Annotated in this window: 30 protein-coding genes; 3 read left to right on the forward strand and 27 right to left on the reverse strand. The window is 69.1% G+C overall.

Annotated elements, in window-relative coordinates; all coding sequences use genetic code 11:
- The first annotated feature begins 1 nt into the window (after position 1).
- Positions 2-1660, forward strand: coding sequence for a S8 family serine peptidase (locus FKO37_RS46425; protein WP_134731519.1), 1659 nt, complete (start codon positions 2-4; stop codon positions 1658-1660).
- Between the two features lie 136 nt (positions 1661-1796).
- On the opposite strand, the gene FKO37_RS46430 is transcribed toward FKO37_RS46425, so the two are convergent.
- Genes FKO37_RS46430 through eccB form a run of 3 tightly spaced genes read right to left on the reverse strand, consistent with a single transcriptional unit; the run spans position 1797 to position 4846 of the window.
- Positions 1797-2822, reverse strand: coding sequence for a WXG100 family type VII secretion target (locus FKO37_RS46430; RefSeq protein ID WP_134663748.1), 1026 nt, complete (start codon positions 2820-2822; stop codon positions 1797-1799).
- Positions 2819-3163, reverse strand: coding sequence for a hypothetical protein (locus FKO37_RS46435; protein ID WP_238608636.1), 345 nt, complete (start codon positions 3161-3163; stop codon positions 2819-2821). The genes FKO37_RS46430 and FKO37_RS46435 overlap by 4 nt, the downstream gene beginning before the upstream one ends.
- A gap of 54 nt (positions 3164-3217) precedes the next feature.
- A complete protein-coding gene (gene eccB, locus FKO37_RS46440) occupies positions 3218-4846 on the reverse strand; it encodes a type VII secretion protein EccB (protein WP_078870591.1) in 1629 nt (542 codons plus the stop codon).
- A gap of 819 nt (positions 4847-5665) precedes the next feature.
- Between eccB and eccE the strand changes: the two genes are divergently transcribed.
- Both eccE and FKO37_RS46450 read left to right on the forward strand, forming a co-directional pair.
- Positions 5666-6898 carry a type VII secretion protein EccE gene (gene eccE / locus FKO37_RS46445; protein WP_037816253.1) on the forward strand — a complete coding sequence of 411 codons (1233 nt, stop codon included), beginning with the start codon at positions 5666-5668 and terminating at the stop codon, positions 6896-6898.
- Positions 6895-7614, forward strand: a complete 720-nt coding sequence (locus tag FKO37_RS46450; protein ID WP_037816254.1) for a hypothetical protein — start codon at positions 6895-6897, stop codon at positions 7612-7614. The genes eccE and FKO37_RS46450 overlap by 4 nt, the downstream gene beginning before the upstream one ends.
- 61 nt (positions 7615-7675) lie before the next feature.
- Here the strand turns inward: FKO37_RS46450 and FKO37_RS46455 are convergent, their stop codons facing one another.
- The 24 genes from FKO37_RS46455 to rplN form a co-directional block, all read right to left on the reverse strand.
- Complete coding sequence (locus FKO37_RS46455) at positions 7676-8065, reverse strand: type II toxin-antitoxin system death-on-curing family toxin (RefSeq protein WP_238608637.1); 390 nt, start codon at positions 8063-8065, stop codon at positions 7676-7678.
- Complete coding sequence (locus tag FKO37_RS46460; protein ID WP_067587897.1) at positions 8062-8265, reverse strand: CopG family transcriptional regulator; 204 nt, start codon at positions 8263-8265, stop codon at positions 8062-8064. Before FKO37_RS46460 ends, FKO37_RS46455 begins: the two co-directional genes overlap by 4 nt.
- 59 nt (positions 8266-8324) lie before the next feature.
- Positions 8325-9161 (reverse strand): tRNA pseudouridine(38-40) synthase TruA, encoded by an 837-nt coding sequence (truA, locus tag FKO37_RS46465; protein ID WP_107051119.1) that lies wholly within the window; start codon positions 9159-9161, stop codon positions 8325-8327.
- A gap of 72 nt (positions 9162-9233) precedes the next feature.
- Positions 9234-9779 carry a 50S ribosomal protein L17 gene (rplQ, locus tag FKO37_RS46470; RefSeq protein WP_009072343.1) on the reverse strand — a complete coding sequence of 182 codons (546 nt, stop codon included), beginning with the start codon at positions 9777-9779 and terminating at the stop codon, positions 9234-9236.
- Between the two features lie 42 nt (positions 9780-9821).
- Complete coding sequence (locus FKO37_RS46475) at positions 9822-10895, reverse strand: DNA-directed RNA polymerase subunit alpha (protein WP_009072342.1); 1074 nt, start codon at positions 10893-10895, stop codon at positions 9822-9824.
- Between the two features lie 106 nt (positions 10896-11001).
- A complete protein-coding gene (gene rpsD / locus FKO37_RS46480) occupies positions 11002-11607 on the reverse strand; it encodes a 30S ribosomal protein S4 (protein WP_037816256.1) in 606 nt (201 codons plus the stop codon).
- Positions 11608-11630: 23 nt separating this feature from the next.
- Positions 11631-12035, reverse strand: coding sequence for a 30S ribosomal protein S11 (gene rpsK / locus FKO37_RS46485; RefSeq protein WP_009072340.1), 405 nt, complete (start codon positions 12033-12035; stop codon positions 11631-11633).
- 18 nt (positions 12036-12053) lie between these two features.
- On the reverse strand, positions 12054-12239 hold the full coding sequence (locus FKO37_RS46490) for a hypothetical protein (protein WP_009072338.1): 186 nt from the start codon (positions 12237-12239) through the stop codon (positions 12054-12056).
- Positions 12236-12616, reverse strand: coding sequence for a 30S ribosomal protein S13 (gene rpsM, locus FKO37_RS46495; RefSeq protein WP_009072337.1), 381 nt, complete (start codon positions 12614-12616; stop codon positions 12236-12238). The genes FKO37_RS46490 and rpsM overlap by 4 nt, the downstream gene beginning before the upstream one ends.
- Positions 12617-12814: 198 nt before the next feature.
- The gene (gene rpmJ / locus FKO37_RS46500; protein WP_004558882.1) at positions 12815-12928 is read right to left on the reverse strand and encodes a 50S ribosomal protein L36; all 114 of its coding nucleotides are present in this window, start codon (positions 12926-12928) and stop codon (positions 12815-12817) included.
- 37 nt (positions 12929-12965) lie between these two features.
- Positions 12966-13187 carry a translation initiation factor IF-1 gene (gene infA / locus FKO37_RS46505; protein ID WP_004558881.1) on the reverse strand — a complete coding sequence of 74 codons (222 nt, stop codon included), beginning with the start codon at positions 13185-13187 and terminating at the stop codon, positions 12966-12968.
- Positions 13188-13416: 229 nt separating this feature from the next.
- Complete coding sequence (gene map, locus FKO37_RS46510) at positions 13417-14193, reverse strand: type I methionyl aminopeptidase (RefSeq protein WP_043835297.1); 777 nt, start codon at positions 14191-14193, stop codon at positions 13417-13419.
- Between the two features lie 44 nt (positions 14194-14237).
- On the reverse strand, positions 14238-14792 hold the full coding sequence (locus FKO37_RS46515; protein WP_238608638.1) for an adenylate kinase: 555 nt from the start codon (positions 14790-14792) through the stop codon (positions 14238-14240).
- Positions 14789-16096 carry a preprotein translocase subunit SecY gene (gene secY, locus FKO37_RS46520; RefSeq protein WP_037816259.1) on the reverse strand — a complete coding sequence of 436 codons (1308 nt, stop codon included), beginning with the start codon at positions 16094-16096 and terminating at the stop codon, positions 14789-14791. Before secY ends, FKO37_RS46515 begins: the two co-directional genes overlap by 4 nt.
- Before the next feature lie 868 nt (positions 16097-16964).
- Positions 16965-17411 carry a 50S ribosomal protein L15 gene (gene rplO / locus FKO37_RS46525; RefSeq protein ID WP_009072329.1) on the reverse strand — a complete coding sequence of 149 codons (447 nt, stop codon included), beginning with the start codon at positions 17409-17411 and terminating at the stop codon, positions 16965-16967.
- Positions 17408-17593, reverse strand: coding sequence for a 50S ribosomal protein L30 (gene rpmD, locus FKO37_RS46530; RefSeq protein ID WP_004558875.1), 186 nt, complete (start codon positions 17591-17593; stop codon positions 17408-17410). Before rpmD ends, rplO begins: the two co-directional genes overlap by 4 nt.
- 1 nt (position 17594) lies before the next feature.
- Complete coding sequence (rpsE, locus tag FKO37_RS46535; protein ID WP_009072328.1) at positions 17595-18236, reverse strand: 30S ribosomal protein S5; 642 nt, start codon at positions 18234-18236, stop codon at positions 17595-17597.
- Positions 18237-18267: 31 nt separating this feature from the next.
- Positions 18268-18669 (reverse strand): 50S ribosomal protein L18, encoded by a 402-nt coding sequence (gene rplR, locus FKO37_RS46540; RefSeq protein ID WP_037816260.1) that lies wholly within the window; start codon positions 18667-18669, stop codon positions 18268-18270.
- The gene (rplF, locus tag FKO37_RS46545) at positions 18669-19208 is read right to left on the reverse strand and encodes a 50S ribosomal protein L6 (RefSeq protein WP_037816261.1); all 540 of its coding nucleotides are present in this window, start codon (positions 19206-19208) and stop codon (positions 18669-18671) included. Before rplF ends, rplR begins: the two co-directional genes overlap by 1 nt.
- A gap of 16 nt (positions 19209-19224) precedes the next feature.
- A complete protein-coding gene (rpsH, locus tag FKO37_RS46550; RefSeq protein WP_020662789.1) occupies positions 19225-19623 on the reverse strand; it encodes a 30S ribosomal protein S8 in 399 nt (132 codons plus the stop codon).
- Positions 19624-19729: 106 nt separating this feature from the next.
- Entirely contained in the window at positions 19730-19915 is a 186-nt protein-coding gene (locus FKO37_RS46555; RefSeq protein WP_020662790.1) for a type Z 30S ribosomal protein S14, read from the reverse strand.
- A gap of 4 nt (positions 19916-19919) precedes the next feature.
- Positions 19920-20483 (reverse strand): 50S ribosomal protein L5, encoded by a 564-nt coding sequence (gene rplE, locus FKO37_RS46560; protein WP_037816262.1) that lies wholly within the window; start codon positions 20481-20483, stop codon positions 19920-19922.
- 1 nt (position 20484) lies between these two features.
- Complete coding sequence (rplX, locus tag FKO37_RS46565; RefSeq protein WP_009072317.1) at positions 20485-20799, reverse strand: 50S ribosomal protein L24; 315 nt, start codon at positions 20797-20799, stop codon at positions 20485-20487.
- Positions 20799-21167, reverse strand: coding sequence for a 50S ribosomal protein L14 (gene rplN / locus FKO37_RS46570; protein ID WP_004558867.1), 369 nt, complete (start codon positions 21165-21167; stop codon positions 20799-20801). Before rplN ends, rplX begins: the two co-directional genes overlap by 1 nt.
- Between the last annotated feature and the right edge of the window lie 28 nt (positions 21168-21195).

The raw sequence follows: 21195 nt of genomic DNA on the forward strand, positions 1-21195 counted from the left end.
GATGGGCTCCCGACGTTCCTTCCCCCGCAGGCTCGGCCTTCCCGGCCGGACCGGGGTGGCGTTGTTCGCCGCCGGCCTCGGGCTGATGTCGCCGTTCGCCGCCGCTCCGGCGTCGGCGCAGACGGCGGACGCGCCCGCGGGCACCTGGGCCACTCCGCCGCCGCTGGGCCCTGGCGACGCGCCGCCCGCGGCCACCGGCCACCCGGACACCACGTACAAGAAGAAGAACGAATGCGTCCAGCGCAGTCTCGGGCAGGACGTCAAGATCAACTTCCGCCCGTGGGGCCAGGACTACCTGCAGCTGGACCGGGCGCAGCAGATCGTCCGCGCGGCGACCGGATCGGTCGGCGGCAACCAGAAGGTCGCGGTGATCGACACCGGCGTCACGCCGCATCCGTGGTTCCAGGGCCGCGTGGAGAGCGGCGGGGACTACGTCGCCACCCCGGACAACGGAGCGCAGCCCGGGCTGCAGGACTGTGACGGCCACGGCACCGAGGTCGCCGGGATCATCGCGGGCAATCCGCAGGATCCGCAGGTCGGCTTCATCGGCGTGGCCCCGGACGCGCACATCGTGTCCTACCGGCAGCTGAGCGAGAACTACGCCAAGGACGACAGCCCGCAGCAGCCCTCGGCTCCCCCGTCCGGCGGGACCGGCGCACCGCCCTCGGGCGGCGAGAGCCAGCAGCCCCCGGCGGGCAGCAGCAACAGCCAGCTGCCCCCGTCCTCGGGCGGCGGCACCGGCAGCGGCAGCGGCACCGCGCCTCAGCAGGACAACAAGGGCGACAACCGGGATCTGGCGAAGCAAGGCACCGCGGGCACGCTGAACACGCTCGCGCAGATCATCCGCAGCATCGCCGACACCCACAGCGCCGGCGTGATCAACATGTCGGTCGACCACTGCCGCGCCGGCACCGCGCCGGGCGACATCCAGACCGGCGAGCGCCAGGTCCAAGCCGCGGTGCGTTACGCGGCCGACAGCAACATCGTGGTCATCGCGGCCGCGGGCAACGTCTCGGAAAACTGCCCGCAGAACGACCAGGCCGACCCGAACAAGCCGAAGTCGATCGTCACCCCGCCGTGGTTCGCCGACGACGTGCTGTCCGTCGGGGCCATCCAGGAAGACGGCGGCGTCGCGCCGTTCAGCGTGCACGGCCCGTGGGTCGGCGTCGCCGCGCCGGGCACCAAAATCGTGTCGCTCGACCCGGCGGAGCATTCGACCGGACTCGCGAACCTCACCATCGCGAACGGCAACCCGTCGCCGATCCAGGGCACCAGCTTCGCCGCCCCGTACGTGGCGGGCGTCGCCGCGCTGGTCCGCTCGATGTTCCCGGACATGAAGGCGCGCGACGTGGTGAAGCGGCTCAAGGCGACCGCGCAGCACCCGGCCGCTCCTGGCGGGCGCGACAACTTCGTCGGCTACGGCGTGATCGACCCGGTGGCCGCGCTCACCGCGAACCTGCCGGGCGACACCGGCAACCTCGCGCTGCCGAAGCCGGTGGTGCAGGAGGCCAAGCTGCCGCCCGCCGACGGGATCAGCTCGACCCCGATGATCGTCGCGCTCGCCGGCACCGGCGGCGGGGTGGCGGCGCTGCTGATCACGCTGTTCGTGGTGCACACGATCCGGCGGAACCGCTCCAGGTCGTCGCCGCCGACAAAGTAGGCATCAGAAAAAGGGCCGCTTCTCCGCGATCGCAGCGGGGAGCGGCCCTTTTTTTTGCTTTTGCTGCCAGAAGCGACTCGGTTCCGGGCATGGAAAAGGCCGCTCGCCGCGGATGTCGCGGCGGCGGCCTTCCTGGTCACTTTCCGGGTTTCGGCGGCTTACCGTCCTTCTCCGGCCGCCGCGCGGGCGGGTCCTGGCCGATCACCGGCGGAGTCACCTGCGCGGGCTCGCCGAAAATCTCCGACGTCTTCGCCGCCGTGCGCTGCCGCGGCTTGTGCTGCGAACTGCCGCCGCCACCGCCACCGCCGCCCATTCCGGCGAAGCCCATCATCGGCATCATCGACATGCCCGAGCCCTGGTTCGCCGACGCGGGCTGCGGGGCCGGGGTGACCGGCTCGACCGGCGGGAGGCCCGCCTGGCCCTGCTCCAGCCGCGGGTCGGCGGCGGTTTCCTTGCCGTGGTGGGGATTCTCCGCGGCGGACGGGCTCACCGAATCGTCCGAAGAGGACGCTGAAGAGGCCACTGTGGACTCTCCGGCGGCAGCCGGAGCCGTTCCCGCGGGCGCGTCGGCGTCGTGCAGCCGGAACTGCTGCGCCGGATAGTGGTGCCGCAGTTCGATGCTCGACGGGCTCCCGGCAGGCGCGTCCACTCCGGCGCACAACCGGCCGAACTCGCGCAGGACGTCCTCCGCGGCCTCGTGCAGGGACTTCAGCGACTGCTCGGTCTCCCGCATCTGCGACCGCGCCCGGGAAGCGCCGCCCTTGGGCAGCATCGCGGACTCGGACAGCAGATCAGCCGCGTCGACCAGCACCTCTTCCGCCGCACCGGTGATCTTGCGCAGTGATTCGGTGAGCTGGTCGATCGAGTCCGCGAGCGCGTCGAGCGCGTCCTCCGCGCCCTCGCTCGCGGCGCGGATTTCACCCAGGTAGGCGACAAACGCGTCCGCGTCGGGACCGGACCACGACGCGTCGATCCGGCCGAGATCGTCCGCGAGGTCCGTGGACACCCTTGCCGCCGTGCGAGCCGCGGCGCGCAGGCTCTCGGCCTCCGCGTCCAGTTCCTCCCAGCGGCCGGTGAGCGGCCGGTAGTACGCGGCGACCGGATCCGTCACGCCCAGCTCGCGGGCGAGCTCGGTCACGTACGCCAGAGACGGCTCCGTCACGAGATCCTCCCGGCGCGCTCGATCCGCTCGGCCGCGTCGGCGTCCCGCTCGGCGTGGCCGGTGGTGAGCTGCTCCAACGCCGCGGTGACCGACCGCAGCGCGGCCACCCCGGCGGAGAGCTGGCCGCGCAACGCCTGCGAGGCCTGTGCGTACGACTCCGGCACGCCCAGCTGCCCGGCCACCTCGCCGTACACCTCGACGGTGGTCCCTCTCGTGCCCACCTCGCCCGCGGCGGCCTCCAGTTCGTCGGCCGCCCGCGCGACTTTCGCCGCGTAGCCGCCGACGACCGCGCCGTCGATCCGCACGGCGCTCGTTCCCGGACTGCTTCCCGGCGCTGCCACGTTCAACCCTCCGCTCACCCGGCTATGTCCGAGTGTGACGGACGAAACCCGCCGTCAGTTCCCGGCAGGTTGCTGCTGTCCGGCCGCCTGCTGCTTGTACGAGCCGGCGTTCGGGTCGATCGGCACCGAGTCGAACTGCTTCATCACGTTCTGCACGTTCAGCGACGCACCGGTCGGCAGGAGCCCGATGATCGACTCCGGCGCGGGCAGCCGGTTGTTCAGCCCCAGCCCGTCCGCGGTCGCCGCGTCCGGGACGCCGTAGCGGATGCCGCGGTCGGAGATCAGCTGGATCGGGCCCTTGCCGAAGGTCTTCTCCGATTCGGTGGCCGACTGCACCACCGCGCCGTAGCCGGTCGGCATGTAGAAGCCGGTGATCGGCACGCCGTTGGGGCCGGTGTTGCTGACGCTGATGATCTTCGAGCTGCCGTCGGCGTTCTTCTCGACCGGGACCTGCTTGTTGATGTAGACCGAGGTGTGCGCCTGGGTGCCCCCGGCGTTGAGCGACCAGCCGAGGCACGCCACCGGGTTCGGCACGGCGTCGAGGACGGTCGGGACGACCTTCGGGTAGGTGTCGACGTCCACGTAGTCCGGGTCGCCGTTCTGCAGCACCTTGACGTTGTTGATCTTGTCGAGGGTCAGGGTCGGCGTGATGGCCGAACCGCCGCTCTTGGCCGTGCGCACGATGTCCGCGACGGCGGGCGACACCTTCTGGATGCCGCTCTTGGCGATGAGCCAGAACTCCAGCGCACCGCCGGAGGGCTGGGTCGAGAAGACGCTGCCGACGGTCAGCCCGTCGAAGTTGCTCGACGGCGCCGTGCCCTCGCCCGCCACCAGCGGCGGAACCAGCTTGGTGACCTCGGGGATCGCGTTGAGGAGAGCCTGCGACACCTTGCGCGCCTTCGTCGGCAGATGCAGCGCGGCCCGCACCGGGTCGGCGCTGCCGGACGGCACCTCGGCGCGCACGGTGTTCGCGTTCGGGTGGCTCTGCGTCGCGGCCAGCCGGTAGATGAGGTAGGTCTTGCCGTTGCCCGTGTCGCCGAGCAGCGCCTGGTTCTCCTGCAGCTCGGTGCCGAGCTTGTCGATGCCGGCGATCACGTCGGTGTTGGTCTTGTTGACCGAGTCCGGCTGCGGCAGCGACTGGTCGAGCACGACCTCGTCGCACACCGCCCAGTTGGGGGTGGTCCGCTGGTCCATCGACGGGAGCAGCTGCGGGCCGTCCGGGATGCCGGTGAGCTTCTCGCGCGGCATGTTCTTCAACTGTTCATCCGAGACGACGGTCGGGTTCTTCACCTCCGCCGCCTGCTGGCCGCCTTGTCCGCCGCCCTGCTGCCCCTGCGCGCCCTGCTGCTTCTGCGCCATGAGGATCAGCCGCGCCGACGCGAGGTTGAACGTCGGGATCAGCCGCGCCGGATTCCCCGTGACGACATACACGGTGCCGGACTGCTCGCCGATCACGATGTTGTCCGACGCGGGCACCGACGGCGCGGGGCTCAACAGGCCCCACAGCACGAAGACGACGGCGCCCAGCACGCCGAGGATCACGCCGACCGCGGTCGCGCGCCCGTGGGAGCGCATCGGGTCGTGCAACATCACCGCGTCACGGCGGACCAGCGCGGACTGCATCCGGCGCAGGACGAACTTGTATGCCTGAACCTGAGACTTAGTCGTGGGTGTTGATGGCATTCTCGACCTACAGTCCTCCCCGTCGCGGTACGGTTCCGCAGGATAGCCGTACGGGGACCGTCTGGTGTGGGGTTTCTACCAACTCCGGTTAGGGTCAGGCATCCCGGGACCGGCTTTCCGGGTACGCAGCACTCACGAGGGGAAGAGAACGCGCGGATGTCCGTCAGCACGCCTCCACGTCCGCCTGGTCCGCAGGGACCGCCACCGCCTCCCGGGGGACGTCCCCCGGGTCCGCCGCAGCGGCCCGGAAGAACCGGCGGACCCGGCGCTGCTCCCGGCGGACCCGGAATGCCCCCGCGCACTCCCCCTCCCGGCGTCCCGGGCGGTCCCGGCGGACCTGGTGGTCCCGGACGCCCCGGCGGACCGGTCACTCCCGGGCCCGGCGTTCCCAAGCCCGGGGTTCCCGGCGCTCCTGGCGCTCCTGGCCCGGGCGGGCCCAAGCCTGGCGGACCGGGTGGTCCCGGCGGGCCCAAGCCTGGTCCGGGCGGACCCAAGCCCGGCGGACCCGGAGGTCCTGGTGGGCCTGGCGGTCCGGGTGGTCCCGGCGGGCCTGGCGGTCCCACTGGCCCTCGGACGGGGCGTCCTGGCGGCGGCGGTCCTAACGGCCCGCGTCCTGGCGGTCCCGGAGGTCCCGGCGGACCTGGTGGCCCTGGAGGCCCGGGCGGACCTGGCGGCGGTGGCCCCGGCGGTCCGGGTGGTCCCGGCGGCGGTGGCCCCGGCGGACCTGGCGGCCCAGGCGGGCCCGGCGGTCCCAGCGGCGGCGGCCCGGAAAACAGCGAACCCGCACCGACGGGCGGCGGCACCGCGACCGCGCTCCGGATGGCCCCGCCCTCGCGGCGGCGCTCCGGCGGCATCTCGCTCGGCCCGCTTCCGGTGGTCAACCTGGTCGTGCTGGAAGTCGGCGTCGCGATCGGACTCGTGCTGCTGGCGATCAACATGCAGCTCAAGTACGTCGCGATCGGAGTCGCGGCGCTCGGCCTGATCCTCGCCTTCCTGCGCGTCGGCGGGCGCTGGTTCACCCAGTGGCTCGCGCTGACGCTGCGGTACCGGTTCCGCTCGCACGGCCGTGTGGCGACCCCTCCGCCGCCGACCAGCATCGAGGAACTCGCCGAGGAAAGCGCGGTCACCGGCCCGGAGGACGCGCGCGTCAGCCTGCTGCGGCTGGCCGTGCCGGACCTCGTGGTGGCGCACGCCGTCGACCACGAACGGCAGGAGGTCGGCATCGCCTGGAACGACGGGACGTGGACCGCGGTCCTGCTCGTCGAGCCGATGCCGGCGATGATCTCCCAGGCAGGCGGCGCGCCCAGCCTTCCGCTGTCCGCGCTCGCGCCGTGCCTGGAAGACCGCGGCGTGCTGCTGGACTCCATCCAGATGATCTGGCACAGCTACCCGGGTTCGGCCGCGATGCCCGCGGACGCCCCGGCGCTCAGCTCGTATCTCGAGGTGCTCGGCCCGCTGCCCGCGGCCGCCCGGCGGACCACGTGGATCGCGGTCCGGCTCGACCCGCGGCGCTGCCCGGAGGCGATCCGGGAACGCGGCGGCGGCGTCGTCGGCGCGCACCGCGCGATGATCGGTGCGCTGTCGCGGGTGCGCAACGCGCTGGAGTCCCAGGGCGTGCCGACCCGGCCGCTGGACCCGGACGAGCTGCTGCGCGCCAGCATCTCGGCGGCTGAACTCACCGCGGTCGCCGGTTCGAACGAGAAGGTCAGCCTGCAGGAAAGCTGGACCGGCGTCACCGCGGCCGGTATCGGGCACTCCAGCTACGCGATCACCGGCTGGCCCAAGGGCAAGATCAGCGGCAGCCTCAACGGGCTGACCAGCGTGCGCGCACTGTCCGCGACGGTCGCCATGGCGATCTCGCCGTCGGCGGACGAGGGCCGCATCGGCCTGCGCGGCGTGGTGCGGCTGAGCGCCCGCAACCCGCGCGAGCTGGACGCCGCCGACCAGCGGCTGCAGAGCATCGCGGAGCGGCTGGACGTCGACCTGACCCCGATGAAGGGCATGCAGATCTCGGCGTTCTCCGCGACGCTGCCGATCGGAGGCACAGCATGAGCACTCGAGTCCGCGATGCCGGGCAAAACCCCGGCATCGCCCCGGAGTTCACGGTCGACCCGGCCATGCTCGACGCGATCAGCCCGTCCGGCGACCGCGGCGGCGTCGTCCTCGGCTCCGGCCTCAAGGGCGAACCGCTGACCGTCTCCGCACTGCGCTCGCAGCCGACCCGCATCGTGCTCGTCGGCGGGCTCTACCTGGCCCGCCAGGTAGCGATGCGCGCCATGGCGACGGGTGCGTGGGTGGTCGTGGCCACCGGACGCCCCGCGGCGTGGCAGGTGCTGCAACAGGCCGCCGGAAGCCGCGACGGACGCCCGTCGCCGCTGGTGCAGATCCGCCGGTTGTCGCCGGTCGAACTGCCGCGCCCGTCCGAGGACGCCCCGCTGCTCGTCGTGACCGACGGCGGGCCGACCCCGCAGGACCTGTTCCCGCCCCGGTCGCCCTGGCAGACCACGGTGTACGTGCTGCCGTACCTGCACCCGCAGGCGGGCACGACGGCGAACGCCGCGGACCTCGTCCTGATGCAGCGGCTGCCCGCCGGGCAGGCTGAGCTGGCGGCCCGGATCTGGCGGCTGCCGCCGCAGATGATGCGCCAGCTGACCACGCTGAAGGACGACCAGGTCGTGGCGCTGGGCACGAACCTGTGGCGCCCGCTGCGGCTGGTCACGACTCAGAAGGAACAGCAGCTGCTCGGGCCGGTTCGCCGAGGCGACTAAAAGCGGTGAGAAATGGTGAAGGCCTCCTTGCGGGATTCCGGCAAGGAGGCCTTCGTCGTTTTCAGCGATCGGCGGTGTGCGGGGCGCGAGCCCATTCCGCCAGCCGCTCGGCCACCGACTGATACGGCAACGTCCCGGTCGCGGTCGCGATCACCAGGTCGTACGCCTCGTCCTCCGGCGCGTCCAGGTCGAAGCCGTTGAGCCCGTAGAACACGTACATCGACATCCAGCCGAGCCGTTTGTTCCCGTCGATCAGCGGGTGATTCCGGACGATGGATTCCAGCAGCACCGCGGCTTTCTCGTGCAGGTCCGGATAAGCGTCCTGCCCCATCAGCGAGGACTGCGGCCGGTGCGCCGCCGCGTCGAGCAGGCCCAGGTCGCGCACCCCGGGCACGCGGAGGTCAGCCGACAGCAGAAGCAGGTCGTCCAGCGTCAGGTACTCGATTTTCACTGCGCCAGGCGATCGAGCAGGGCGGCGTAGCGGGAGCGGCCTTCGAGGGAAAGCTCGTGCACCCGGTCGTCCCGGACCCGGCGGGCCGCGGCGTCCGTGATCGCCCGCACCACCGCTTCGTGCTTGCTCACCCCGTCCGCCTCAGACAGCAGCGCGAGCGCACGCTCCACCTCGTCGTTCAACCGCAAAGTCATCGCCATGACGCCGATGATACCAGAGTGGTATCATCGGTGGCCTGCTCTTTTCGGCCGTCCCTGGCCTAGAGCTCGGTCGACGACCGCACGTTCCGAGTCTGTTCCGCCCTCGCCGCCAGCAGCTCGTCCGGCGGGTAATCCACCGCCGTCAGCGTCAGCCCGTGTGCCGGGGCGACCGCGCTGTCCCGCGTTCCGCTCGCCAAAACCTCGCCGGGCCAACCGGTTCCGCGGCGGCCGTCCCCCACGAGCAGCAAGACACCGACCAGGCTGCGGACCATCGAATGACAGAACGCGTCCGCACTTACCTGAACTTCCAGCAGGTGCTCGTCAATCCGCGTCCACTCCAGACGCTGCAGCTCACGGATCGTCGTGCCGCCCTCGCGCTGTTTGCAGTACGCCGCGAAGTCTTGCAGGCCAAGGAGTTCCCGAGCAGCGGCGTTCATCCGCTCTGTCGACAGTGGACGGCCCCAAGCCAGGGTGTCGTTGCGGCGCAACGGATCGACGCCCCACGGAGCGTCTGAGACGCGATAACGGTAGTGCCGACGGATGGCGGAGAACCGGGCATCGAAACCCGAAGGGGCCACGCGCGCCTGCAGAACCCGCGCATCGGCGGGCAGAAGTTTGTTCCAGCGGCCGCGCATGCGCGTCAGGTCTGGGATTCCCTGGTCGTCCACGGGAATCCGGCCTGGCGCACCGGGCGCGAACGGGACGACGTCGACGTGCACGACCTGGCCCGTCGCGTGCACCCCGGCGTCCGTGCGGCCCGCGACGACCACGGACTTCGGCACCGACTCCCCCGGCGGCTGACGCTGCAGCGCCTGCTCCAGTTCGGCCTGCACGGTGCGGCGGCCGGGCTGGCGGGCCCAGCCGGAGAAGTCCGTGCCGTCGTAGCTCACGTCCAAGCGCAGACGAACGAGCCCGCCCTCCCCGTGGGGAGCGGCGGGCTCGTCCGGTGTAGACAGTGCCGGCAGGACTCAGTCCTTCTTGGCGTCGGCGTCGCCCTCGGAGGCAGCGGCCTCGTCAGCGGCCGGAGCCTCTTCGGCAGCCGGGGCCTCTTCGGTCGCGGCGGGAGCCTCAGCGGCTTCCTCGGCGACCGGAGCGGCGGCGACCTCGTCCTTGGCGAACTTGGTCTTGCGGGCCCGCTCGGCCTCGGACGTCACGGTCTTCTCCGCGACCAGTTCGATGACGGCCATGGCGGCGTTGTCGCCCTTGCGCGGCATCGTCTTGGTGATGCGGGTGTAACCGCCGGCGCGCTCAGCGAAGTGCGGGCCGATCTCGGCGAACAGCTTGTGCACGACGTCCTTGTCCCGGACGACCTTCTGCACCAGGCGACGGTTGTGCAGGTCGCCCCGCTTCGCCTTGGTGATCAGCTTCTCGGCCAGCGGGCGGACCCGCTTGGCCTTGGCCTCGGTCGTCGTGATCTTGCCGTGCTCGAACAGCTGAGTGGCCAGGTTGGCCAGGATCAGCCGCTCGTGCGCGGCAGACCCGCCGAGCCGGGCTCCCTTGGTAGGGGTGGGCATGACTTTCTCCTAGTTCAGCTCACAGCGTCCGGGCACGAGGCCTCAGAGCTGCTCGGTCTCTGCGTAGTCCTGGCCATCGTCGTGGCCGTCGTCCGAAATCCCGCCGCCGATGCCGGCGACACCTTCCGACCAGCCCTCGCCGTCGTAGCTGGTGGCAGCCGCGGACGGGTCGAACCCGGGCGGGCTGTCCTTCAGCGCGAGGCCGAGGCCGACGAGCTTCAGCTTGACCTCGTCGATCGACTTGGCGCCGAAGTTGCGGATGTCGAGAAGGTCCGCCTCGCTGCGCGAGACCAGCTCGCCAACGGTGTGGATGCCTTCGCGCTTCAGGCAGTTGTACGACCGGACGGTGAGGTCCAGGTCCTCGATCGGCATCGCGTAGGCGGCGATGGTGTCCGCCTCCTGCGGCGACGGGCCGATCTCGATGCCCTCGGCGTCGACGTTCAGCTCGCGAGCGAGACCGAACAGCTCCACCAGCGTCTTGCCAGCCGAGGCCACCGCGTCGCGCGCGGTGATCGACGGCTTGGTCTCGACGTCCAGGATCAGCTTGTCGAAGTCGGTGCGCTGCTCGACACGGGTGGCCTCGACCTTGTAGGTCACCTTCAGCACCGGCGAGTAGATCGAGTCGACCGGGATCCGGCCGATCTCCGCGCCCGCCTGCTTGTTCTGCAGGGCCGGAACGTAACCGCGGCCGCGCTCGACGACGAGCTCGATCTCGAGCTTGCCCTTGCCGTTCAGCGACGCGATGTGCAGATCCGGGTTGTGCACGGTGACGCCCGCGGGCGGCACGATGTCGGCAGCCGTGACCTCACCGGGGCCCTGCTTGCGCAGGTACATGGTGACCGGCTCGTCCTCTTCCGAGGACACGACCAGTTCCTTCAGGTTCAGGATGATGTCGGTGACGTCTTCCTTCACCCCGGGAACGGTGGTGAATTCGTGCAGCACGCCGTCGATGCGGATGCTCGTCACGGCCGCGCCCGGGATGGACGACAGCAGCGTGCGCCGCAGCGAGTTGCCGAGCGTGTAGCCGAAGCCGGGCTCCAGCGGTTCGATGGTGAACCGGGAGCGGGTCTCGTTGACCGTCTCTTCGCCGAGAGCCGGCCGCTGGGAAATCAGCATTTCTTAGTTTCCTTTCCAGACGACGCCCGCCATATGACGTCGAAGGGATGGCGTGACGGCGGCGCACTGTGGGCGCCGCCGCCCCGTAACCAGTCGCAGAGACCGGTTACTTCGAGTAAAGCTCGACGATCAGCTGTTCCTGAACCGGAACGTCGATCTGCGCGCGCTCCGGCAGCTGGTGGACCAGCACGCGGAGGTTCGACGGGACGACCTGCAGCCACGCCGGAACCGGGCGCTCGCCGAAGGCTTCCTTCGCCGCGACGAACGGGAGCGTGCCCGCCGACTTCGGCTTGACGTCGATGATGTCCCACTTGGTGACCTGGTAGGACGGCACGTTGACCTTGACGCCGTTGACCAGGAAGTGGCCGTGGCTCACCAGCTGCCGCGCCTGACGGCGGGTGCGGGCGATGCCGGCGCGGTAGATCACGTTGTCCAGCCGGGACTCGAGGATCTGCAGCAGGTTCTCACCGGTCTTGCCAGGACGCCGCACGGCTTCCTTGTAGTACCGGACGAACTGGCGCTCGAGAACGCCGTAGGTGTAGCGAGCCTTCTGCTTCTCCTGCGACTGCAGGAGGTACTCGGACTCCTTGATGCGCCCGCGGCCGTGCTGGCCCGGCGGGTAGGGGCGACGTTCGAACGCCTGGTCGCCGCCGATGAGGTCAACCTTGAGGCGACGCGAAATACGCGTCGCGGGGCCGGTGTAACGAGCCATTTCTTAGTACTCCTCCCCGTTCCTCAGACCCGGCGCCGCTTGGGCGGGCGGCAGCCGTTGTGAGGCTGCGGGGTCACGTCCTGGATGGTGCCGACCTCGAGGCCGGCCGCCTGCAGCGAGCGGATCGCCGTCTCGCGGCCCGAACCCGGGCCCTTCACGAAAACGTCGACCTTCTTCATGCCGTGCTCGGCAGCCTTGCGGGCGGCGTTCTCGGCGGCCATCTGCGCGGCGAACGGAGTCGACTTGCGCGAGCCCTTGAAGCCCACGTGGCCGCTCGACGCCCACGCGATCACGGCGCCGGTCGGGTCCGTGATCGAGACGATGGTGTTGTTGAAGGTGCTCTTGATGTGCGCGTGACCGTGCGCGACATTCTTCTTTTCCTTGCGGCGGACCTTCTTGGCCCCCGCGGTGCGGGACTTGGGTGGCATTGTCTGAGGGTTCTCCTGTTAACGCGCGTTCTCTTGGTGAGCGGCGACGGCTTCCTGCTGCCCGCGGCGGATGATGGATCCGGCGTCGGTATAGAGGTTCCGCAGCGCCATCGGGCGGGCGTAGAGCGCCTTGGGCGAGACACAAGCCGTGGAGCGACGGACGGAACCGCCCATGCGAACGACCTTCTTGCCCTGGGTGCTCACTTCTTGCCAGCCTTCTTCTTGCCGGCGACCGTCTTCTTCGGGCCCTTGCGGGTGCGGGCGTTGGTCTTGGTGCGCTGACCGCGCACCGGCAGACCGCGACGCCAGCGCAGACCCTGGTAGGTCCCGATCTCGATCTTGCGCCGGATGTCGGCGTTCACCTCACGGCGAAGGTCACCCTCGACCTTGAAGTTTTCGTCGATGTAGTCCTTCAGCTTGACGAGATCCTCGTCGCTGAGGTCCTTGACGCGGGTGTCGGCGTTCAGCTCGGCAGCAGCGATCATCTGCTTCGAGCGGGTACGGCCGATCCCGTAGATGTAAGTCAGCGCGATCTCCAACCGCTTCTCGCGGGGGAGGTCCACGCCAGCGAGTCGTGCCACTGGTGCTCCTTTATCGAGTTTGTCTTCAGGTCTGCTCCTCGTCCGGTTCCGGAACCGACTCGCCTGTCGTGCCCGTGGCTTGCGCCCCGGGTGTCCCGGCCCCGGCCTGAAGTCCGGGGGTGCACCGGACCGCTCGCGCGGCCCGGCAGGTACGGGGAGGGTGGGTTAGCCGTCAAGCGGCCTGCTGCAGTGCGGTTCTCAGCCCTGACGCTGCTTGTGACGCAGGTTCTCGCAGATCACCATGATCCGGCCGTGACGGCGGATCACCTTGCACTTGTCGCAGATCTTCTTGACGCTCGGCTGGACCTTCACGTCTTCCTGCTTCCTGCTCTGCTCGGCTCTGGCGTGATCACTTGTAGCGGTAGACGATGCGACCACGGGAGAGGTCGTAGGGCGAAAGCTCCACGACAACCCTGTCTTCGGGCAGGATGCGGATGTAGTGCTGCCGCATCTTGCCGCTGATGTGTGCCAGGACCTTGTGGCCGTTCTCCAACTCGACACGGAACATCGCGTTGGGGAGCGGCTCGACCACGCGGCCTTCGACCTCGATGGCCCCGTCTTTCTTAGCCATGTCCTCCGCAATCCCTGATGCACGCTTGATGTGCACAGCGTGATCGGCTTTGAGCTCGAGTCCTTGCTTACTGGGTGGTGCTCGGCCACACTCGGCCCCGGGTCCATGAGGTTCGCGAGAATTCACGAGCATGCTGGAACCGGCGCATGAGCGCGCCGACTTGACAGTGTACGCAACCCGTGCAGTACCCCGTCGACCGGGGTGTAAGTAGACCCGTGTGAGTGGTCGCTCAGGACTCTTCGGGCAGGGTGAGCACCCAGGGACCGTCCTCGGTGATGGCGACGGTGTGCTCCCAGTGCGCGGCGCGCGAACCGTCGACGGTGACGACCGTCCAGCCGTCGTCCAGTTCGAGGGTTTCGCCGCTGCCGCCGGTCAGCATCGGTTCGACCGCGAGCGCCATGCCGGGCTTGAGCCGGGGGCCCTTGCCGGGTTTGCCGACGTTCGGCAGGAACGGCTCCATGTGCATCTGCCGGCCGATGCCGTGGCCGCCGTACTCGAGGATCTCGCCGTACTCGCGGCCGTCGTCCTCGCCGGCTTGGCGGGCGGCGGTCTGCACGGCGAACGAGATGTCGGTGAGCCGGGAGCCCGCGCGGACGGCCTCGATGCCCGCCCACATGGCGCGCTCGGTGGCGGCCGACAGCTGGCGGTCCTTCTCGCTGACCTCGCCGATCTCCAGCGTCACCGCGGAGTCGCCGTGCCAGCCTTCGAGGATCGCGCCGCAGTCGACCGAGATCAGGTCGCCCTCGGCGAGCACCTGTTTGGCCGACGGGATGCCGTGCACGATCTGCTCGTTCACCGACGCGCAGATCGACGCCGGGAACCCGTGGTAGCCCTTGAACGAGGGCACCGCGCCGGCGTCGCGGATCGTCTGCTCGGCCAGCTCGTCGAGGTCGGCCGTGCTGACCCCGGGCCGGGCGAGTTCGCGCACGGCGGCCAGGGTGCGGGCGACGACGAGACCGGCCGCCCGCATGGCCTCCAGCTCGCCGCGCGTCTTGACCTCGATCATGCGCCCGCGGCGGAGCACTTGCAGAACACGCAATCCTCCGAGATTCACGTGCGGTCGCGCAGCGCTTTCAGCACGCGGTCCGAGATCTCCTGCACTTCGCCGACGCCGTCGACCTTCACCAGGATGTCGGAGTAGTACTCCAGCAGCGGCGCGGTCTCCGACACGTACACCTGCTGGCGACGGCGGATGACGTCCTCGGTGTCGTCCGAGCGGCCGCGCGACATGAGCCGCCCGACGACGACGTCCTCGGCCACGTCGAGCTGGATGACCGCGTCGAGCTTGGTGTCGGCCTCGCCCAGCATTTCGCCGAGGACCTCGGCCTGCTTGGTGTTGCGCGGGAACCCGTCGAGCAGGAAGCCCGCCTTCGCGTCCGGTTCGGCCAGCCGCTCGCGGACCATTTCGTTGGTCACCGAGTCCGGCACGAGCTCGCCCGAGTCCAGGTACCGCTTGGCCTCCTGGCCGAGCGGGGTCTCCTGGCCGACGTGCGCCCGGAAGAGGTCGCCCGTCGAGATGTGCGGGATCCGCAGCTGCTCGGACAGGGCAACCGCCTGCGTGCCTTTGCCCGCGCCGGGCGGTCCGACGAGAACCAGTCGCGTCACTTCAAGAACCCTTCGTAGTTGCGCTGCATCAGCTGGCTTTCGATCTGCTTCACGGTGTCGAGGCCAACCCCGACCATGATCAGCACAGCCGTGCCACCGAACGGGAAGTTCTGGTTGTTCCCGCTGCCGGTGAGGGACAGGAAGAAGTTCGGGAGGATCGCGATGATGCCCAGGTACAGCGAGCCGGGGAGAGTGATCCGGCCCAGCACGAAGCTGAGGTACTCGGCGGTGGGACGGCCGGGCCGGATGCCCGGGATGAAGCCGCCGAACTTCTTCATCTCTTCCGCACGCTCGTCCACGTTGAACGTGATCGTGATGTAGAAGTAGGTGAAGAAGATGATCAACAGGAAGTAGAGCAGGATGTGCACCCAGCTGCTCTGGTTGACCAGGTAGTTCTGAATGAACGACTGCCAGCCCGCGTTGCTGTTCGGGTCGCCGATCAGCTGGCTGAGCAGCTGCGGCAGGTACAGCAGCGACGAGGCGAAAATGACCGGGATGACACCGGCCTGGTTCACCTTGATCGGCAGATAGGTCGAGGTGCCGCCGTACATCCGGCGGCCGACCATGCGCTTGGCGTACTGCACCGGGATCCGGCGCTGGCCCTGTTCGACGAAGATGACGCTGGCGATGATCACCAGACCGAACGCGCACACCACGGCCAGCGCGACGCCGCCGCCGTTGCTGATGATGTTGGCGCCCTCGGCCGGGATGCGGGCCGCGATGTTCAGGAAGATCAGCACCGACATGCCGTTGCCGACGCCGCGCTCGGTGATGAGCTCGCCCAGCCACATCATCACCGCGGTGCCCGCGGTCATGGTGACCACGATCAGCGTCAGCGAGTAGATGCTGTTGTCCGGGATGATCGGCTGCGAGCAGCCCTGGAACAGGGTGCCGCGGTCAGCCAGCGCGACCACGCCGGTGGCCTGCAGGATCGCCAGCGCGATCGTGAGGTACCGGGTGTACTGGGTCAGCTTGTTCTGGCCGGACTGGCCTTCCTTCTTCAGCTCCTCGAACCGCGGGATGACCACGGTGAGCAGCTGGACGATGATGCTCGCGGTGATGTAGGGCATGATGCCCGTCGCGAACAGCGACAGCTGCAGCAGCGCGCCGCCGCTGAAGAGGTTGAGCAGCTGGTACACGCCCTGCTGGTCGGCCTGTGCGGTACAGGCCTGCACGGCGGCGAACGAGACCCCCGGAGCCGGGATGGTTGCACCGATCCGGTAGACCGCGACGATGGCTAGCGTGAACAGGATCTTCTTGCGTAGATCCGGCGTCGCGAGAGCCGAGCGGAATGCGCTGAGCACGCGGGGGACCTCCTCGGCGTCGTCGGTCGTCCCAACCGACGATCGGCTTGGCCGGTACGAGACCGGCGGGATGTCTGACTCACTGGCAAGCCAGGAACGCTTCAGGGCAAACAGGCCCGGAAGCGTGCCGCCGACTCTAACAGCTTCGCATGGGCCGCCCGCAGCGCGTGTGCGTTTTACGTCTCACCCCGGGCCGCTTCGCCGCAGAAGAGCCGCAGGTAGGGCCGGTCGGACCACAGATGATCACCTGTTCGGCCCGCACCATTCGGCGGGCTTTCCCACAGCAGCACGGAAAACAGCACCGCCACGCCCGCCCGCCGTACGTGAGGGCCACCCTCCTTGACTCTGATTCCCTCAGGGTTCCCCTCACGACCCACCACCGGTCGTGAGGGGCTCCTTCACGGACTCAGATTCCCTCAAGGAGCCCTTCACGGACCGCCCCGCCAACCACCGCCGCCGGGATGCTGCCCCAATGTGGCATTGGGTGCGTCGGATGCACCCAATGTGGCGTTCGGTGCGTGGGATGCACCCAATGCCACATTGGGGCGCTAACCCCCACCACCGGCAAACCGCAGCCGACGCACCCGACCGCATCGAGGCCCCAACCGCAGCCGATGCACCCAACGAGCGAGGCACCCAGCCCCTCCCCCGCACCCCGATACGAAGCCTCCCTGCGGTTCGGGGGTGCTTGTCAAGGCATCTTTCCCGCCTTGACAAGCACCCCCGAACCGTCAGCACAATCAAGCTTCGGGGTGCCCCACGCAACCCCCACGGCAATGTCGCCGCCAGGCGACGAGGCCCCACACACAGAAACAAAAAAACGGGCCCGCCCGGAAAACCGGACGGGCCCGCCTAAAACGCAGCCAGATCAGCTAACGGTGGCCGAACCACCAGCAGCCTCGATCTTCTCCTTGGCAGAACCGGAGAAAGCGTGCGCGGTCAGCTCAAGCTTGACCCCGTTCAGGTCCCCGTTCCCGAGAACCTTGACCAGCTTGCCCTTGCGAACAAGCCCGTTGGCAGCCAGCTCCTCCGGCCCGACCTTGCCACCGTCGGCGAACACGCGGGCGATGTCGCCCACGTTCACCGGCTGGTACTCGGTGCGGAACCGGTTCTTGAACCCACGCAGCTTCGGCAGCCGCATGTGGATGGGCATCTGCCCACCCTCGAAACCGGCGGGCACGTTCTTCCGGGCCTTGGTGCCCTTCGTGCCGCGACCGGCGGTCTTGCCCTTCGAACCCTCACCACGGCCGACGCGGATCTTGTCGCGCTTGGCGCCAGGAGCCGGACGAAGGTGGTGGATCTTGATGGCGGTCATGCCTGGACCTCCTCGACCTCCACCAGGTGGCGGACGGTGTGGATCAGGCCGCGCACCTGGGGGGTGTCCTCACGCACGACGCTCTGGCGGATCTTGCGCAGCCCGAGGGTGCGCAGCGACTCGCGGTGAGCGTGCTTCGTGCCGATCTTGCTCTTGACCTGAGTGACCTTGAGCTGAGCCATGTCAGACCCCCTGGCCGGCACGCTGGCGCAGCATCCGGGCCGGGGCGACGTCCTCGAGCGGCAGACCGCGGCGAGCGGCCACCTCCTCCGGACGCTGCAGACCCTTCAGAGCCGCCACGGTCGCGTGCACGATGTTGATGGCGTTGTCGGAGCCGAGCGACTTCGACAGCACGTCGTGGACGCCCGCGCACTCCAGCACCGCGCGCACCGGGCCGCCGGCGATGACACCGGTACCAGCGGACGCGGGACGGAGCAGCACGACCCCGGCGGCTTCCTCACCCTGGATCGGGTGCGGAATGGTGCCGGCGACGCGCGGAACGCGGAAGAAGTTCTTCTTCGCTTCCTCGACGCCCTTGGCGATGGCCGCGGGAACTTCCTTGGCCTTGCCGTAGCCGACGCCGACCTGACCGTCGCCGTCGCCGACGACCACCAGAGCGGTGAAGCTGAAGCGACGACCGCCCTTGACGACCTTGGCGACGCGGTTGATCGTCACGACCTTCTCAAGGTGCGGGGTCTTGTCCTGGGCCGCCCCGCCACGGCCGCCGTCGCGCCGGTCCCGACGGTCCCGACGGTCACCGCGGTCGTTGCCGCCCTGACCCGGTCCGCCCTGGCCGCCGCCGAATTGCCGTGTACGTCCCGGCATCAGGCTTTCCTTCCATTCACGAGCATGTGCATCAGAACTTCAACCCCGCCTCGCGGGCGGCGTCGGCGAGCGCGGCGATGCGGCCGTGGTAGGCGTTGCCGCCACGGTCGAACACCACGGCTTCGATGCCGGCGTCCTTGGCGCGCGAAGCGACCAGTTCGCCGACCTTGGCCGCCTTGGCCTTCTTGTCGCCCTCGAAGGACCGCAGGTCCGACTCGAGGGTGGACGCCGACGCCAGCGTGTGACCGGCGAGGTCGTCGATCACCTGCACGGTGATGTGCCGCGAGGACCGCTTGACGACCATGCGCGGACGCACCGGCGTGCCGCTGATCTTCTTGCGGAGGCGGAAGTGCCGACGGGTCTTGGCGACGCGGCGGCGGGTCGAGATGTCCTTGCCGACCGGCTTGCGCTTCGTGGTAGTCGTGTCGCTCATCACTTACCCGTCTTTCCGACCTTGCGGCGGATCTTCTCACCCTCGTACCGCAGGCCCTTGCCCTTGTACGGGTCCGGGCGGCGCAGCTTGCGGATGACCGCGGCGGTCTGGCCGACCTTCTGCTTGTCGATGCCGGAGACCGAGAACCGGGTCGGCGACTCCACCTTGAAGGTGATGCCTTCCGGAGCCTCGATCTTGACCGGGTGGCTGTAGCCGAGGGCGAACTCGAGGTCCGAGCCCTTGGCCTGCACGCGGTAACCGACGCCGTGGATCTCGAGCTTCTTCTCGTAGCCCTCGGTCACGCCCACCACGAGGTTGTTCACCAGCGTGCGGGTGAGGCCGTGCAGGGCGCGGCTCGTGCGCTCGTCGTCCGGGCGCTTCACCAGGAGGGCGCCGTCCTCGTCGCGCTCGACGACGATCGGCTCGGCGACGGTGTGCTCCAGGGTGCCCTTCGGCCCCTTGACCTTGACGTTCTGGCCGTCGATGGTCACCTCGACCCCGGAGGGGACGGCGACCGGCAGCTTTCCGATGCGTGACATGTCTGTGCCCCCTTCCTTACCAGACGTAGGCGAGGACTTCGCCGCCCACGTTGTTGCGCTTGGCCTGCCGGTCGGTCTGCAGGCCGCCGGACGTCGAGATGATCGCGACGCCGAGGCCGCCGAGAACGGACGGCAGTTCGGTCGATTTTGCGTAGACCCGCAGACCCGGCTTGGAGACGCGGCGAAGGCCGGCGATGCTCCGCTCGCGGTTGGGGCCGTACTTCAGCTCGACGACCAGGTTCTTGTGCTTCTCGCCCGGCTCGTCGCGGTAGCTCGCGATGTAGCCCTCGCGCTTGAGGATCTCGGCGATGTTCGCCTTGATCTTCGAGTGCGGAAGCACGACCTCGTCGTGGTAAGCCGAGTTCGCGTTGCGCAGACGGGTCAAGAAGTCTGCGATGGGGTCGGTCATCGTCATGGTGACCTGTCAACCTTTCTCGCCTGGTTCCCCGCCTCGCCCGGCCGGAGCGGTCTCCGGCCGGGTCGGCGGGGCCTGTGGCGAACTGGGAATAGAGTTTCGAGCCTTACCAGCTGGACTTGTGGACACCGGGCAGTTCGCCCGCGTGCGCCATCTCCCGGAGGCAGATCCGGCACAGGCCGAACTTGCGGTACACCGAGTGCGGGCGACCGCACCGGTTGCAACGGGTGTAGGCGCGCACCGCGAACTTCGGCTTCTTCGAAGCCTTGCTGACTAGCGCTTTCTTGGCCATCGGCTCAGTTCTCCTTGAACGGGAAACCGAGCTTGCGCAGCAACGCCCGGCCCTCGTCGTCGGTGGTGGCGGTCGTGACGACGGTGACGTCCATGCCGCGAGGGCGGTCGATGTCGTCCGGGTTGATCTCGTGGAACATCGACTGCTCGTTGAGACCGAACGTGTAGTTGCCGTTGCCGTCGAACTGCTTGGGCGAAAGCCCGCGGAAGTCGCGGATACGGGGCAGCGCGATGGTCAGCAGCCGGTCGAGGAACTCCCACATCCGGTCGCCGCGCAGCGTGACGCGCGCGCCGATCGGCTGGCCCTCGCGCAGCTTGAACTGCGCGATCGACTTGCGGGCCTTGCGGATTTCCGGCTTCTGCCCGGTGATCAGGGCGAGGTCGCGGACCGCGCCGTCGATCAGCTTGCTGTCCCGGGCGGCGTCCCCGACACCCATGTTCACGACGATCTTCACGACGCCGGGAATCTGGTGCACGTTGGGGATGGAGAACTCCTTCTGGAGCTCGCCCTTGATCTCTTCGCGGTACCGGGTCTTGAGACGCGGCACGATCTTCTCTGCGGTGGTCATGTCAGATGTCCTTGCCGTTCCGGCGCGAGACCCGGACCTTCTTGCCGTCCTCGCCGATGCGGTAGCCCACCCGGGTCGGCTTGCCGTCCGAGTCCACGACCATCACGTTCGAGACGTGGATGGGCGCTTCCTGGGTCACGATGCCGCCGGACTGCGCGCCGCGCTGGGTCTGGGTGATCCGGGTGTGCTTCTTGATCCGGTTGACACCCTCGACCAGAACGCGCTCGCGGTCCGGGTAGGCCTGGATGACCTTGCCCTTGGCGCCCTTGTCCTTGCCGGCGATAACGACGACCGTGTCGCCCTTCTTCACCTTCATCACAGCACCTCCGGCGCGAGCGAAATGATCTTCATGAACTTTCGGTCGCGCAGCTCGCGGCCCACCGGGCCGAAGATGCGGGTGCCCCGGGGCTCGTTGTCGTTCTTGATGAGCACGGCGGCGTTCTCGTCGAACCGGATGTAGGAACCGTCCGGACGACGGCGCTCCTTCACCGTGCGGACGATGACAGCCTTGACGACATCGCCCTTCTTCACCCCGGCGGCCGGGATGGCGTCCTTCACGGTGGCGACGATGATGTCGCCGATGCCGGCGTAGCGCCGCCCGGATCCGCCGAGCACGCGGATGCAAAGGATTTCCTTCGCGCCCGTGTTGTCGGCAACCCGAAGCCGCGACTCCTGCTGGATCACGTCAACTCCTGTATGTCGCGCTGGTTCT

Source organism: Amycolatopsis sp. Poz14, from assembly GCF_006704225.1.
GTDB classification, from domain to species: domain Bacteria; phylum Actinomycetota; class Actinomycetes; order Mycobacteriales; family Pseudonocardiaceae; genus Amycolatopsis; species Amycolatopsis nivea.

What these genes read in the sequence shown, in the direction of transcription:
- FKO37_RS46425 (WP_134731519.1), top strand. Translation starts at nt 2, where the DNA reads ATGGGCTCCCGACGTTCCTTCCCCCGCAGGCTCGGCCTTCCCGGCCGG.
- eccB (WP_078870591.1), bottom strand. Translation starts at nt 4,846, where the DNA reads ATGCCATCAACACCCACGACTAAGTCTCAGGTTCAGGCATACAAGTTC.
- eccE (WP_037816253.1), top strand. Translation starts at nt 5,666, where the DNA reads ATGGCCCCGCCCTCGCGGCGGCGCTCCGGCGGCATCTCGCTCGGCCCG.
- FKO37_RS46450 (WP_037816254.1), top strand. Translation starts at nt 6,895, where the DNA reads ATGAGCACTCGAGTCCGCGATGCCGGGCAAAACCCCGGCATCGCCCCG.
- FKO37_RS46460 (WP_067587897.1), bottom strand. Translation starts at nt 8,265, where the DNA reads ATGGCGATGACTTTGCGGTTGAACGACGAGGTGGAGCGTGCGCTCGCG.
- rplQ (WP_009072343.1), bottom strand. Translation starts at nt 9,779, where the DNA reads ATGCCCACCCCTACCAAGGGAGCCCGGCTCGGCGGGTCTGCCGCGCAC.
- FKO37_RS46475 (WP_009072342.1), bottom strand. Translation starts at nt 10,895, where the DNA reads ATGCTGATTTCCCAGCGGCCGGCTCTCGGCGAAGAGACGGTCAACGAG.
- rpsD (WP_037816256.1), bottom strand. Translation starts at nt 11,607, where the DNA reads ATGGCTCGTTACACCGGCCCCGCGACGCGTATTTCGCGTCGCCTCAAG.
- rpsK (WP_009072340.1), bottom strand. Translation starts at nt 12,035, where the DNA reads ATGCCACCCAAGTCCCGCACCGCGGGGGCCAAGAAGGTCCGCCGCAAG.
- infA (WP_004558881.1), bottom strand. Translation starts at nt 13,187, where the DNA reads ATGGCTAAGAAAGACGGGGCCATCGAGGTCGAAGGCCGCGTGGTCGAG.
- map (WP_043835297.1), bottom strand. Translation starts at nt 14,193, where the DNA reads ATGATCGAGGTCAAGACGCGCGGCGAGCTGGAGGCCATGCGGGCGGCC.
- rplO (WP_009072329.1), bottom strand. Translation starts at nt 17,411, where the DNA reads ATGACCGCCATCAAGATCCACCACCTTCGTCCGGCTCCTGGCGCCAAG.
- rpmD (WP_004558875.1), bottom strand. Translation starts at nt 17,593, where the DNA reads ATGGCTCAGCTCAAGGTCACTCAGGTCAAGAGCAAGATCGGCACGAAG.
- rpsE (WP_009072328.1), bottom strand. Translation starts at nt 18,236, where the DNA reads ATGCCGGGACGTACACGGCAATTCGGCGGCGGCCAGGGCGGACCGGGT.
- rplR (WP_037816260.1), bottom strand. Translation starts at nt 18,669, where the DNA reads ATGAGCGACACGACTACCACGAAGCGCAAGCCGGTCGGCAAGGACATC.
- rplF (WP_037816261.1), bottom strand. Translation starts at nt 19,208, where the DNA reads ATGTCACGCATCGGAAAGCTGCCGGTCGCCGTCCCCTCCGGGGTCGAG.
- rpsH (WP_020662789.1), bottom strand. Translation starts at nt 19,623, where the DNA reads ATGACGATGACCGACCCCATCGCAGACTTCTTGACCCGTCTGCGCAAC.
- FKO37_RS46555 (WP_020662790.1), bottom strand. Translation starts at nt 19,915, where the DNA reads ATGGCCAAGAAAGCGCTAGTCAGCAAGGCTTCGAAGAAGCCGAAGTTC.
- rplE (WP_037816262.1), bottom strand. Translation starts at nt 20,483, where the DNA reads ATGACCACCGCAGAGAAGATCGTGCCGCGTCTCAAGACCCGGTACCGC.
- rplX (WP_009072317.1), bottom strand. Translation starts at nt 20,799, where the DNA reads ATGAAGGTGAAGAAGGGCGACACGGTCGTCGTTATCGCCGGCAAGGAC.